General features: G+C 64.4%; 15 protein-coding genes. 7 read left to right on the forward strand and 8 right to left on the reverse strand.

Annotated features, from left to right (window positions below; translation table 11 throughout):
- The 3 genes from crcB to Mrose_RS09705 all read left to right on the forward strand — a co-directional run.
- On the forward strand, positions 1 to 401 hold a 401-nt coding region (gene crcB, locus Mrose_RS09695; RefSeq protein ID WP_245969796.1), incomplete at its 5' end, for a fluoride efflux transporter CrcB.
- A gap of 2 nt (positions 402 to 403) precedes the next feature.
- Positions 404 to 736 carry a DUF190 domain-containing protein gene (locus Mrose_RS09700; RefSeq protein ID WP_119277758.1) on the forward strand — a complete coding sequence of 111 codons (333 nt, stop codon included), beginning with the start codon at positions 404 to 406 and terminating at the stop codon, positions 734 to 736.
- A 56-nt stretch (positions 737 to 792) separates the two neighbouring features.
- Positions 793 to 1,392 carry a sulfite oxidase-like oxidoreductase gene (locus Mrose_RS09705; protein WP_119277760.1) on the forward strand — a complete coding sequence of 200 codons (600 nt, stop codon included), beginning with the start codon at positions 793 to 795 and terminating at the stop codon, positions 1,390 to 1,392.
- A gap of 114 nt (positions 1,393 to 1,506) precedes the next feature.
- On the opposite strand, the gene Mrose_RS09710 is transcribed toward Mrose_RS09705, so the two are convergent.
- On the reverse strand, positions 1,507 to 2,598 hold the full coding sequence (locus Mrose_RS09710) for a BMP family lipoprotein (protein WP_119277762.1): 1,092 nt from the start codon (positions 2,596 to 2,598) through the stop codon (positions 1,507 to 1,509).
- Positions 2,599 to 2,678: 80 nt separating this feature from the next.
- Here Mrose_RS09710 and Mrose_RS09715 point away from each other — a divergent pair, with 80 nt between their 5' ends.
- Positions 2,679 to 3,140, forward strand: a complete 462-nt coding sequence (locus tag Mrose_RS09715) for a hypothetical protein (RefSeq protein WP_119277764.1) — start codon at positions 2,679 to 2,681, stop codon at positions 3,138 to 3,140.
- Positions 3,141 to 3,266: 126 nt separating this feature from the next.
- On the opposite strand, the gene Mrose_RS09720 is transcribed toward Mrose_RS09715, so the two are convergent.
- The 3 genes from Mrose_RS09720 to Mrose_RS09730 form a co-directional block, all read right to left on the reverse strand.
- Entirely contained in the window at positions 3,267 to 4,397 is a 1,131-nt protein-coding gene (locus Mrose_RS09720; RefSeq protein ID WP_119277815.1) for an ABC transporter permease, read from the reverse strand.
- 59 nt (positions 4,398 to 4,456) lie between these two features.
- Entirely contained in the window at positions 4,457 to 4,840 is a 384-nt protein-coding gene (locus tag Mrose_RS09725; RefSeq protein ID WP_119277766.1) for a 3D domain-containing protein, read from the reverse strand.
- 467 nt (positions 4,841 to 5,307) lie between these two features.
- Positions 5,308 to 6,078 (reverse strand): hypothetical protein, encoded by a 771-nt coding sequence (locus tag Mrose_RS09730; RefSeq protein ID WP_147371607.1) that lies wholly within the window; start codon positions 6,076 to 6,078, stop codon positions 5,308 to 5,310.
- 89 nt (positions 6,079 to 6,167) lie between these two features.
- On the opposite strand from Mrose_RS09730, the gene Mrose_RS09735 reads away from it, so the two are divergent.
- Entirely contained in the window at positions 6,168 to 6,812 is a 645-nt protein-coding gene (locus Mrose_RS09735) for a hypothetical protein (RefSeq protein ID WP_119277770.1), read from the forward strand.
- Positions 6,813 to 6,872: 60 nt separating this feature from the next.
- Here the strand turns inward: Mrose_RS09735 and phnE are convergent, their stop codons facing one another.
- From phnE to Mrose_RS09750, 3 genes are all read right to left on the reverse strand, one after another.
- A complete protein-coding gene (gene phnE, locus Mrose_RS09740; protein ID WP_119277772.1) occupies positions 6,873 to 8,519 on the reverse strand; it encodes a phosphonate ABC transporter, permease protein PhnE in 1,647 nt (548 codons plus the stop codon).
- Entirely contained in the window at positions 8,516 to 9,274 is a 759-nt protein-coding gene (gene phnC / locus Mrose_RS09745) for a phosphonate ABC transporter ATP-binding protein (protein ID WP_119277774.1), read from the reverse strand. The genes phnE and phnC overlap by 4 nt, the downstream gene beginning before the upstream one ends.
- 118 nt (positions 9,275 to 9,392) lie before the next feature.
- Positions 9,393 to 10,283, reverse strand: coding sequence for a phosphate/phosphite/phosphonate ABC transporter substrate-binding protein (locus tag Mrose_RS09750; protein WP_119277776.1), 891 nt, complete (start codon positions 10,281 to 10,283; stop codon positions 9,393 to 9,395).
- A 147-nt stretch (positions 10,284 to 10,430) separates the two neighbouring features.
- Between Mrose_RS09750 and Mrose_RS09755 the strand changes: the two genes are divergently transcribed.
- Positions 10,431 to 11,099: an HAD family hydrolase gene (locus tag Mrose_RS09755; protein ID WP_245969798.1), complete on the forward strand. Its 669-nt coding sequence runs from the start codon at positions 10,431 to 10,433 to the stop codon at positions 11,097 to 11,099.
- Positions 11,100 to 11,178: 79 nt separating this feature from the next.
- Positions 11,179 to 11,565, forward strand: coding sequence for a Co2+/Mg2+ efflux protein ApaG (gene apaG, locus Mrose_RS09760; protein ID WP_119277778.1), 387 nt, complete (start codon positions 11,179 to 11,181; stop codon positions 11,563 to 11,565).
- 170 nt (positions 11,566 to 11,735) lie between these two features.
- Here the strand turns inward: apaG and Mrose_RS09765 are convergent, their stop codons facing one another.
- A complete protein-coding gene (locus Mrose_RS09765; RefSeq protein ID WP_119277780.1) occupies positions 11,736 to 12,617 on the reverse strand; it encodes a hypothetical protein in 882 nt (293 codons plus the stop codon).
- Positions 12,618 to 12,687 lie beyond the last annotated feature (70 nt).

A 12,687-nucleotide genomic window follows, 5' to 3' on the forward strand; every position in this document is an offset into this window, starting at 1 on the left:
GCGGCCTTTGGAAGAGCTTCACGCCCGTACCTCCTTCAAGGTGGCGTAAAAACGCCACAGAAACAGCGCAGCAGCTATTTGCAGCAGCACCGCAAAGGCTACCAGATGCCGGGCCCGGCTTCCCCTGGAGTACCCTTCTGATCAACGTCAGCGGGAGCTTCCTCATCGGCATCGTGCTCGAGCTCAGCCTCAAAGGCGCGCTGTCGGGGGAAGCCCGCCTGTTCCTGGCGATGGGCCTCCTGGGCGGATACACCACTTTCTCCACCTTTAGCTGGGAGACCCTCACCCTGGTGCAGGGCGGCGAGTGGCTGCGGGCGCTGGGCTACGTCCTGGGTAGCGTTCTGCTGGGGTTTGCGGGGGTCGTGGCCGGATACTGGCTGGGCGAGCGACTGGGAGGTTGAGGATGAAACTCGAGGGAGAAGCCAAGCTCCTGCGCATCTTTATCGGCGAAAGCGACAAGTGGCAGGGACGCCCGCTGCACGAGGCCATCGTGCTCGAGGCTAAGCAGCACGGCCTGGCCGGGGCCACCGTCTTCAAGGGCATCATGGGCTTCGGGGCGCACTCGCGCATCCACAGTGCCAAGCTCCTCCAGCTCTCCGAAGATCTCCCCCTTATGATCGAGATCGTCGATAGCGAGGAGAAGATCCGCGCCTTCCTTCCCCTGCTCGACACGATGGTGCGGGAGGGGTTGGTGACGCTCGAGCGTGTCGAGGTAATCCGCTACCGCCCGCGCTGAGCCGGAGTGTAGGGATGCTTACCTGCCAGTGGCAGAGGGGGGCCTAGACTTTGAGCATGTTCGGCAAATTCCTCAGGAAGTCCCGCGACGACGAGGAAGGGCGGGTGCCGCCGGGGCAGGTGCTCACCGAGAAATTCCCGGTGTTGACCTATGGCCCCACCCCCAGTCTGAGGCCCGAGGAGGTCAGGGTCTCGCTCACGGGCCTGGTGGAGCAGCCCCTCGAGCTCTCCTGGGCCGAGCTCCTGAGCCTTCCCCAGTCCGACCTCACCGCCGACTTCCACTGCGTGACCCGCTGGAGCAAGCTCGGCGTGCAGTGGCGGGGGGTGAAGGTGCTCGACCTGATGGAACAGGTCAGGCTCAAACCCCAGGCCAAGGCGGTTTTGGTCCACTGCTACGGGGGCTACACCACCAACCTCACCCTCGACGACTTCCTGCGCCCGGAAAACCTGTTGGCCCACACCCTCTTCGGCGAGCCCCTCCCCCGCGAGCACGGCGGCCCCCTGCGGCTGATCGTGCCCCACCTCTACGCCTGGAAGAGCGCCAAGTGGCTGCGGGACCTCGAGTTCACCCAGGACGAGAAGCTGGGTTTTTGGGAGGTCAACGGCTACCACCGGCGGGGGGATCCCTGGAAGGAAGAGCGCTTCAGCGAAGGGTGAGCCGATGGTCGATAGCCCAACGCGGGTCGTACGTCATACGCCAGACGCCAAACGCCTCGACAAATCACGATCCACAGGCCACGAGCCTATCGCTTATCGCTGACGGCTTACAGACTACCGAGTGTCCGGCACCTTGATCTGGCCGCTGATGACGGCCTTTTTGAGGGCCTCGAGTTCGCGCCGCAGGGTATCGGGGATGAGGGCCTGGTTGAAGGAGTCGAGGGCGAAGTCCAGGCCGCCCTCCTTGAGGCCCAGGCTCACAATGCCCCCTTTGAAGGTTCCCTTGACCACCGCTTCGACTGCGCGGAAAGCGGCTACGTCGACCTTCTTGAGCATGCAGGTGAGGGCATGGTTGAGGGTCTGGGGGTTGGAGTCGGTGTCGCCCAGAAAGTTGAGGTTGCCGTCGCCGCCGATGAAAAACATCGGGCGGGTGCTACCGGCGCAGGCCTGGGTATAGGCCGCATACTTGGGCACGCTGCGGAAGGGGTCGCGGATGAAGCGAACCCCCTTGGGTAGCTCACCGGCCTTGAGGCAGCGGGTCTCCTTGACGAAGTTGAACACGCCTAGCCCGCTGGCCCCTGCTGCCGCGTAGATGATGTCGGCACCCTGGGCTTTTTGCAGGCTGGCGATCTCCTTGGCCCTAGCTGGGTCGTTGAAGGCGGCTGGGGTGTTGCCCACGTAATTCACCACCACCCGGCAGGTCGGGCAGGCTTTCCTGACCCCCTCGCGGTAGCCCACCTCGAACTTGTGGATGAGGGGGATGTCCATGCCCCCCACGAAGCCAACCACCCCGGTCTGGGTCAGGCGGCCCGCGATGTAGCCCACCAGGAAAGTCCCCTCGTTCTCGCGAAACACCAGGCTCTGCACGTTGGGTGCTTCGGAGACGCTATCGATGAGGGCGAACTTGGTGTCCTTGAACTCTTTGGCAGTGGCGGTGATGCCCGGCTCGGTGGCGAAGCCCACTCCGATGACGAGGTCGAAACCCTCTTCGGCGAACTTGCGCACCCCCGGAAGCACCTGTGAAGGGTCGCCGGGCTCGAAGTCGAAGAGCTGGACCCTGAACTGTTGGGCAGCCCGCTGGGCTCCGGCATAGGCCACCCCGTTGAAGGTGGGATCGTTCTTGCCGCCGGTGTCGAAGGCTATGCCCACCCGAACCTGAGCCGAGGCCACCGAGCACAGCACGAGCAACGCGATCCAGTGTTTCATGCATGGAGTATAGCCAAGCTGGCTTGTCTCAAGGTTGGATTGAGGGCCCTGGCCCACTCCAGGCGCTAGGCTAGGGCTGTATGCATCGTTACCTCGTGTTGCTGGCGCTGTTGTGGGGGATGGCTTTGGCCCAGAACTATCAGCCCAACCGCCTGTTCGCCGGAGGCGGCCTGGATTTCAACTGGTTGGGGAGCTCGAGCTATCCCGCGCTGTTCTTCCAGGTGGGCGACTATGACCTCCTGGGTGGGGTGGGCCTGCGGGCCCACGTCGGTTTTGGGCAGGGGCCGGTGGGGTTCTTCGAGTTCGGCATGCACACCTTGAGCGCGTTCGGTCAGGGCCGCTTCTTCCCCTACGGCGGAAGCGGCGTCAACGTGGTCTTTGGCGGCGGGGTAGCACTATGGGGCCTCGAGGGCCTCGTGGGCGGGGAGTTCTTCATCAACCCCACCCTCAGCCTGGCCGCGGAGCTATCCCCCTCACTCTACTTAGCCAACGGCTCAGCGGTGTTCGGCTTTCGCCTGAGGCTGGGGCCGAATTTGCGTTGAACAGGAAGCTTTCAGCCCTCAGCTTTCCCACCCACCCCCTGCCCCTCTCCGGCTGGAGGGAGGATTTCTTGCCTTTTGCGTACGGCGTAGGACGTACGACCCGCGTTGGGCTATCGACCATCGACATCACCTCAACACCTCCCCTGGCTTGATCCGCAGCGCCCGCAAGAGCGGCAGCAGCGAGGCCAGGATCACCACCAACAGGCTCATCAGCGAGACCCATACGAAGTCGCTGGCCTTGATGTCCACCGGCAGGCTGGTGAGGAAGTATAGCTCGCCGGGGATGCTGATGGGCCGCCAGGCGAAGTAGCTCGAGAGCCCCCAGCCCAGCAGGTTCCCCAGCACCACCCCGGCCACGCCCAGCAGGATGCCCTCCAGGGCGAAGACCCCCGCCACCTGGAGCCCGCTGGCCCCCAGCACCCGCAGCAAGGCGATGTCGGGGGTTTTTTCCACCACCGCCAGCACCAACACGTTGGCCATGCCCAGCGCGGCTACCCCCACGATCAGGAAGACGATGATCCCACTGACGCGCTTTTGCAGGGCGAGTTGCTCGATGAGGGTGCGGTAGTTGCTCTGCCAAGGCTGAGGTAGGTATTCGTCGCCGCCTATGGCCCTGCCTACCTCGTAAGCGCGGTCGGGGTCGCGCACGCGCACCTGGTAGCCGCTGATGGCCTGGGGCCTGCCCAGCAGCTTGTGGTTGTCCTCGAGGGTGGTAAAGGCATAGCCCCCGTCCAGCAGGGCATTCCCGGTGCTGAAGGTGCCGACGACCTCGAGGGTGAGGCGGGTCTGCTCGATGGAAAGGGCGATGAGCTTATCGCCGGGAAAAGCAGCCAGGCTGCGGGCCAGCATGCTGCCCAGCACGATGGTGCCAGGTCTTAGCTGGTGCAGGTCGATCTGGGGATAGACCCCCGCCCCACCCTCCCCTAGCCCTACCAGAGTGGCGAAATCCACTCCTGCGCTGCGCCCTTCCTCGGCCCGCCGGGTCAGCAGGGCCTTGGCCGCCAGAAAGGGGGCCTGGGCCACAACTTCGGGGTTGAGAGCCGGCGGGGTGTTGGGAGCCTCGGGGTTGATCTTGAGCAAGAGGATGTGGGGCACGGCCTTGAGGGTGGCGTCGATGAGGCCCTTGCTGAAGCCGTTGAACAACGACAGGGCGGTGGTGAGCACCATGATCCCCACCGCCACACCCAGCAGGGTAATGAGACTCTGGGTGCGGCGGTAACGCAGGTGGCGCAGAGCGAGGAAGCAGATAAATCGCATAGGCTCGAGCAGCAAAATTGCAGAGAGCAGGCGCTCTCTGCAACCGGCTTTTAGCTATTTTAGCCCCGACCTACGCGCAAAACGGTCACCCTGAGCCGGCGCACGCCAAAGCTGAGGGCGGTGGAGCGGTTGGGCATCCAGATGTCCATGCGCCAGCTAAAGCGCCGGTTCATGGTGTCCTCGACGACGAAAACCGTGTTCCTGAACAGGTAGTCGAACTGCCCCCGGCCCCGGCCACTCACACTGCCAAGGTCCTCCAGGCGCACCTGTGAACCATAGGGCAAGGTGGGCAGGAGGTCGCGGCTCACCGCCACGATGCCAAAGCGGGTGCGCGCGCCCGTTGCGGTGATAAAAGGGGTGCTGTCGGTCTCGCGCAGCGAAGAGGTGTAGGCCGTGGAAGTCACCACGAAGGTCGAAGCTGCCCACGCCGATGAAAAAGCCATCAACACAGCAAATGTCAGCAGGGGAAGGTTGCGGCGAATAAACCCTCTCATATCTGCCCGAGGGTAGAGAGGGTTTCAGAGAAGAATCTTAGAACCGCCTGCGATTTCTCTCATCTTTCAAACTTTTGTCGAGACCCGGCTATACTGCATAAACGTAAACCGAATGTCAGATAGGGGATAAAACCAAACGCGCCAGCATGAGAGATGTCTCAAGCCAGCGTTTCATTTTCTAATGAAGTCTGAGGTGTGTTCTGGATTATAAAAGCCGTATATTGCGTCAACAAAACCCTTATGGTTCGGATTATTCCCGATCCACAATATCCAAAACACCGTACCAGTCGAATAAGAAGCGTCAATGCCTTTGTTGCACGCTCAGGCTATCGGTGGTGCCATGACTCGATCACCCCTTTTCGTGCTTGGTCCAGCAGGTGCTGCCCACGGTGACGAGCATCGAACTGCGTCGGCTGCTATTCGATCCGAAGGGTATAAATTCCGCTGTTCACGCCGTCGGTGCAACCCAGAGCCTGGTCGCAGAATCCGGCCAGCCTCCCGTTGCTCTGCTCGCGCACGAAGATCTGATCGCCGGGCTCAAGGTCGAAGCCCATCCCCGGCTCGCCCCTGAACACCCGACCACCGCCCCGCACCACCTCGAAAACCAGGTGCAGGCTGCTGCCGGAGTAGCTGAGGGTGAGCCGGGCCTCCTTGCCCCGGTAGATGTAGCTGTCGAGCTGACCCAGAAAGAGTAGGGCCCCATGGGTGCTGCTCGCGATCTCCAGCCCGCTCGAGCCCCTGTACCCCGCTCGAGCCACCGCCCGCACCCGCACCCGAGTGGGCTCACTCAGGCGATTGCGCACGCGAACATAGGCCCTGCCGAAGTTGGCCGGGAGGTTGAGGCTGAAGGGCAGGGTGGGATCGATGACCCTGGGGTTGCGCTCTGCCGAGGAGACGGCCAGGCCCGGCGCGGCAAACCAACTCCGGCTCACCGAGCGGGCATAGGGCAGGCGGTTGCTGTCGAAGACGGTGACCTCGAGCTGGGCCGCTTTGGGGTTGTCCAGCGCGAAGGCATCCAGGCGCACGGCAGCGCCACCGACCTCGAGGTTGAAGAAGACAGCTTCGTTCTCCCCCAGGGCCGGCGTAGTGACCTCGGCCCCGTCGACCTTGATCACGGTGCCCGTGGGAATGCTGGGTGATCCGCAGGCAGTGAGCAGGAGAATGAGCACAGCAAATGCAAAACGCATATGCTCGAGAGTAGCGCATTAGAAACCCCCGCAGGTGAGTGAGAGCGCTCTCAGCCAGCCCCCACCCGGCTGACCTATGCTTGGGCGTGATGCGCGCTCTCCTGGTGGCCGCCTTGCTGGGGTTCAGCCCAGCCCTGGCGCAGGGCATCACCTTTTACCTGGGCTTCAGCTTCCCCTCACCCACCGACTTGCGGGTGGTGCAGGAGGGGCATCCCGAAGCCAGCCTCAAGCAGGCCCGCTTTTCCAGCCAGGACTTTCGCTACCCCATCTACTACGGGGTGCGGGCCTGGTGGGGCGACCCGGACGGGCTGCGCTACGAGATTGAGCTCATCCACCAGAAGCTCTACTTCGAAGGGGCCCAGGAAAACGGCGAGATCCTCGATTTCTTCTGGGTCACCGACGGCTTCAACCTGCTCACGTTCAACCTGGCCTATGCCCTGCCCACCGGCCCGGTGCGCCTGGTAGGGCGGGTGGGAGCAGGCATCGCCATTGCCCACCCCGAAACCATCGTGCGCGGCAGGGCTTACGGGGTGGACGGCGACCCGCTGTACTACCACTTCGGTGGCCTGGGGTTCCAGGGCGCTCTGGCGCTCGAGGTGCCCGCTGGAGGCTTCGCCGCCATGGCCGAGGGCAAGTTCACCTTCAGCCCCAGCCGTATCCAGATCGCCGGGGGCTTCGTGGAGGGGGACTTCTCCACCTGGCACGCGGTGTTCGGCGGGGGCTATGGCCGGTGATGGAGCCGTCGCAAGCCACCAAACTTCCGTGCCAGACGTAGCTACCGGCTACCGGCGACCCTACACCAGCCGGCTGCGCAGCCAGCTCGAGGCGAAGTCGATGAGGTTGACCACGATCACGATGGCGATGACCCCGATGATCATCTGGTCGTAGTTGCCTCCGTCCATTGCGCCCTTGATGAAGTAGCCAATGCCCCCCGCACCCACCAGCCCCAGCACCACCGAGACGCGGAAGTTGATCTCGAAGCGGTAGAGGGTGTAGGAGACGAACAAAGGCAGCACCTGCGGCAGGATGGCCCAGCGCAGCACGTTGACCCCGGCGGTGCCGGTGGACTCGAGGGCCTCGATGGGGCCACGCTCGACGTTCTCGATGGCCTCGGAGTAGAGCTTGCCCAAGTCAGCGATGGAGTGGATCGCCATCGCCAGCACCCCGGCGAAGGGCCCCAGCCCCACCGCCGCCACGAAGACCAGGGCCAGGATCAGGGTGTCCACCCCGCGATCGACGTTGTAGAAGGTGCGCATGAAGGCGAACAGGCCGCGCATCAGCGGGCTGCCCTGGGTGAGGTTGCGGGCGGCGAGGAAGCTGGTAGGAACGGCAAAGATGGCCGCCAGGAAGGTGCCCACCAGGGCGATCTCGATGGTGAGGGCCATCTCCGAGAGCACGCTCTGAAGCGGGAAAATGCTCCGTTCAGGATCGCTGGGGTTGATCTGGGTCAGGTTGGGGGGCCAGGCCTTGTCCATGAAACTCACCAGGAAAGGCCAGCCCTTGACCAGCTTTTGCAGGGCGAACTCGGTGGCGTCGAAGGCGGGGAGCAGCACCCCCACCAGAGCGGCCAGGATGAGTCCGGAACGGAGGTCGCCGGGCTCCTGAAGCTGCGGGCGGCGCAACTGGACCAGCCCCGCGCCCAGCATCAAGCCCGCGAGGATGAACACCGCAAAGGCCCCGTACTGGAGCTGGCTCGGCTGCAGCAGGCGATAGCCCTGCGCAGCGGTCTCCTGGGGGATGCGACCCTTGAAGTCCCCCAGGCTCTGCACGGGCTTCTCCTCGGGCTGCCCGATCTCGCGCAAGATGGCGTTGCGCTCCTCGAGCCCAGCGTTGTACTCCTCGACGATGCGCCGCTCGAGGCCCGGTTCCACCCCACCCAGCAGGCGGTAGTAGCCCGCCATCTTGGGCAGGTAGAGGTGGCCGCCGCCGCTGGAGTTGAGCCAGAAGAACACGAGCCCGCCCAGCAGCACCCCCGCCCCGATCAGCGGCCAGCGCAGCTTGGCCCGCCTCCGACCCAGCAGGGCCAGGAGCAACGGAGGGATCAGCGCCACGAGCAGCTCCATCAGCCCGTCGAGGGGGATCAGCCGCACCAGCCCGGCGGGCTGGCCGATGAGAAACAGCCCCGTGAAGAGGGTCAGCGCCCCGGCGACGATTCCCCCCAGCGCGGCCATTTGCCCACCCCGGCGGGCCAGCGCCCCCGCCGCAACCAGCGCCACGGGCACCAGCGCCAGCAGTGGGTATCTGGGCAGCAGCCCCAGCAGCGTGGGCGAAACCGTCTCCCGGGTCAGGTAACCCAGCGACTGCACGAAGGGAAAGGCCACGAAGGCGATGGCGATCCCGAAGACCCCGCCGTAGATCAGGCGGCGCATGGAGCCTCTGGCCACGCTGAGGAGCACGGCGAGGCCAAGGCCCAGCAAGGCGTAGACCAAAGCCGCACTCACGCTGCCATCTCCCTTCGCTCGTAGATCTCGTCCACGAGTTCGTCGGTCAGCTCGGCGGCGGTGCCGTCGAAGACCAATTCCCCCTTCTTGAAGGCGATGATGCGCCTGGCGTACTCGAGAGCCAGGTCCAGGGCGTGAATGTTGATCACCACCGTCATGCCGAGTTGCTCGTTGAAGCGCTTGAGGATGCGCATGACCTCTTCCGAGAGCACCGGGTCGAGGTTGGCGGCGGGTTCGTCGGCCAGCATGAGCCGAGGCTCCTGGGCCATAGCCCGGGCGATGGCTACGCGCTGCATCTGCCCGCCCGAGAGCGAGTCGACGCGGGCGCTCTCCTTGGGGGTGAGGTCGACTTGCTCGAGCTGCGCCCGCGCGATCTGGTAGTCGCGCTCGGTGTAGAGCCCCAGCAGTCCCCGCCAGGTCGGCAGGTAGCCCAGCCGCCCGTGCAGCACGTTGTCGAGCACGCTCAGCCGGGTGACGAGGTTGAACTGCTGGAAGATGAAGCCCACGCTGCGGCGGTACTTCTGTAGCTCACGCTTGGAGAGCCGGGTGATCTCCAGCCCCTCGACCTTGATCGAACCCTCGGTGGGGATCAGCAGGCCGTTGAGGGTGCGCAAGAAGGTGCTCTTGCCCGCTCCTGAGCGTCCGATGATGGCGACGAAGTCCCCCTTGGGGATGTCGATGCTCACGTCCTTGAGGGCCTGAAAGGGCCCGTTCTTGGTCTGGAAGACCTGACTCACTCCTCTGACTTCGATCATCACGAACTCCGCTTGACGGCTAACAGCCTAACCCAAAGCACCGGGCTGGGATCCCCCTTTTGCCCAAGAAAGGGCCTCCAGGCGAACCCGGAGGCCGATGGCGCAATTTTGGGCTGCTTCAGTCCTGACCGGCTACCTTGCGGGCCTCGCGCACCACGTCGTAGTCGGAGTCCTTAGCCGGGATCATGTAGTCGATGCGGTAGAGGTCGAGCAGCAACTTGCTGCTGGGGCTCTTGATGCGCTGGATGGCCGCGGCGATGCCCTTGGTGAGGGAGGGGTATTTCTCCTGGAACTGCTTGGAGACGCTGAAGGTGTCGCCGGGGATGGGCTTGGAGTAGAAGATGGCGGTGAGCTGGGCAGCCTCCTCGGGCTTGAGGAACTGGGTCCAGGCCCCGCTCTTGTTCTTGTCGTCGTTGGCGAAGGTGGCGGCGGCGTCCACCGACTTGTTGAGCACGGCCAGCACGGCGGAGTCGTGCTTGCCGGCGAAGATCTGCTTGGAGAAGAGCTTGTCGGGGTCCAGACCGGCGGTGACCAGCGCGGCGCGGGGGAAGACGTAGCCGGCAGCGGAGTTCTTGTCCACCCAGGCGATGGTCTTGCCCTCGAGCTGCTTGACGTTCTTGATGCCGGAGTCCTTGCGCACGATGATGGCCGACCAGTAGAAGGGGCTTTTGCCGCGCACCGACTTCAAGAGCACCTGCGCCCCCACGTCGCGATGGGCGATGACGTAGCCATCGGGTGGGTAGAAGGCGAAGTCGAGGTTGCCCCCACGCATGGCCTCGATGAGGCCGCGGTACTCGGTGGGGATGAAGATCTCCACCTCGACCGTACCCTTGAACTCCTTCTCGATGAAGTCGGCGATGGCCTGAGCCGCCGGGCGAAGCTGGTCGGAGTTCTGGGTGGGGTTGAAGCCGATGCGAACTTTGATCGGGGCCTGGGCGAAGGCGAAGGACACCACGATCAAGGTGGCGAGCGCCACCAAGCCAAGGATTGCCGCTAATGTACGTTTCATACCGCAACTAGCCTACTACGAATTGTCAAAGTTGTATCAAGTCAAAACACCTTCTGGAAGGCTTCTTATGTGCCCGCGGGGCGCGCGATGGGACGGACGGCTCGACAGACCGGTATACCGGGGCGGCAACCGGCGTTAGGCTTAGGCATGGTGAAGGCCCTGATCTTCGACTTCGACGGCACCATCCTCGACACCGAGCAGGCCGAGTACACCGCCTGGACCCACACCTACGCCCGCTACGGCGGCGAGCTCAGCCTGCACGACTACCTCCCCTGGGTGGGCACCGCCGACCTCGTCTTCGACCCCTACGCCCACCTCGAGGCCCAGATCGGCCCCTACGACCGTGAAGCCTTCGACCGCGAGCGACGGGAAATGCTCCACGGCCTGCTCGCGCGGCTCGAGCCCCTCCCCGGCGTACTGGAGTGCCTCGACCAGGCCAGGAAACTGGGGCTGAAGCTGGCGGTGGCCTCGAGTTCCTCCGCCGCCTGGGTGCTCGGGCACCTCCAGCAGCACGACCTCCTCCAGGCTTTCGATCAGGTGATCACCCGCGAGTACGTCGAGCGCACCAAGCCCGACCCCGCGCTATTCTTGAAAGCGGCGGAGACCCTGGAGGTCGCTCCGGCGGAGTGCGTGGCCGTGGAGGACTCCCTCAACGGGGTCAGGGCGGCCAAGGCCGCAGGGATGTTCACCATCGCCGTTCCCAACTTCCTCACCCGCCACCTCGACCTCAGCCAGGCCGACGTGGTGCTGCCCAGCCTGGCCGAGCTGGAACTCGAGCCTTTCCTCTCGAGCCTGAAGCCGGGCCGCTCTCGCTGAGGGCTTCAATTCACAAGATCCACGGGCCGGGTATTACCCTTCAGCAATCAGCACCTCGAAGGCCGAAGGAGTGGAGCGAATGAACGAGGAACTGCCCATCCGCGAGGACATCCGCGTTGAGGTGGAGGTGCTGTACGCCTACCAGCACAGCCGCCCCGGTGAACACATCTTCGTTTACTTCATCACCATCACCAACCAGGGCAAGCAAACCGTGCAATTGCTCTCGCGCCACTGGGTCATCACCCAGGCCGTGGGCCAGCCCGAGGAAGTCATCGGGCCAGGAGTGGTAGGCGAGCAGCCGGTGCTCGAGCCCGGTGAGTCATTCAGCTACAACAGTTTCTGCCCCATCGCCCGGCCACCGGGTCAGATGCGCGGCTGGTACACCTTCCAGAACATTCTAGGCCAACGCTTCCGCGTCGCCATTCCCCCCTTCGACCTGCGCCTGCCCCAGCGGCATCTGAACTGAGGGTCGTGGCCCGTGGCCTGTAGCTCGTGGTTTGTCGAAGGTCGAGGATTCAGGGCCAAGGCGTCTGGCGTTTTGCGTTTCGCGTTTTGCGTACGACGTAGGACGTAGGACGTACGACGCAGGATGCACGACCCGCGTTTAGCGTTTGGCTATCAGCTATCGGCTATAAGCTATCGACCCTCGACATTCTCCGCCACCGAACGCTCAGCGAGCGTTGCCATCTCGCGGAAGCGCTCGGCATAGTAGCTGCCCAGGACGTTCTCGATCTGAGCCGAGAGGCTTTGCAGCAGTTGGGCGGGCTCGAGGCCGCCGTAATCCCGACGGAAGCGCTCCATGACCCCCGCCGCCCGGCTGCCGAAGCGGCTGTTGATCACCTCCTGAGCGGCCTGCCAGATGCGCTCGGGGTCGAGCGCCTCGAGTTCACCGGCGCTGACGAGATTGAGCGCTTCGGGTGGGGTTTCTACGGCCCTGGCGGGTGCGGCGGGCTCTACAGCGCCGAGTTCAGGGATGGGTGCCCCCGGCCAGAGCAGTTCGGTCAGGCGACCCCGCTGCTCCCCCTCGAGCACCTCGCTGCCCTCGAGCACCTCACCCTCCTTCAAGACCCAGACCTTGAGGTTCAGGCCCAGCTCGAGCGCCACCACCCCGCTGAACCCCTCCCGGCGCAGTTGCTCGAGCAGCACAGGGACGTTGACGACGGTGCTGTGCCCCAACGAGCGAGCCTCGCCAAACACCGCCGCCAACGCCAAAGCCAGCGCCGGTCCCTCCAGGGGGTGTAGCGCAATGGCGTTGAACCCCGGTTCGGCGCGAAGCTGCTCCAGGGCCCTGGCGCCCTCGACCTCGCCGCGCAGGGCATGGACCAGGCGGCCTCGTTGAAAGAGGATGCGAGCCAGCAGCCCGGTGCGGGTCTCGAGGGTCATCAGGCCGCTGAACTCCGAACCCTGCAAGATGGCCATAGCTTGCTCGAAAGCGCCCCCTGAGAGTTTCTCGGCAGGATGGGCGCGGGCCAAAAGGCGAAAAACGTAGGGGACGTTGCTTCGGGTCGTGGTTTCCATAGTGCTGAATCCACACCAGCATAGGGGCTTTGCCGCGCGAGGCTGGTGATTTTCGACCCTGGCCCGCGCC

This window comes from Calidithermus roseus (genome assembly GCF_003574095.1).
In the GTDB taxonomy this organism is placed as follows: Bacteria; Deinococcota; Deinococci; order Deinococcales; family Thermaceae; genus Calidithermus; species Calidithermus roseus.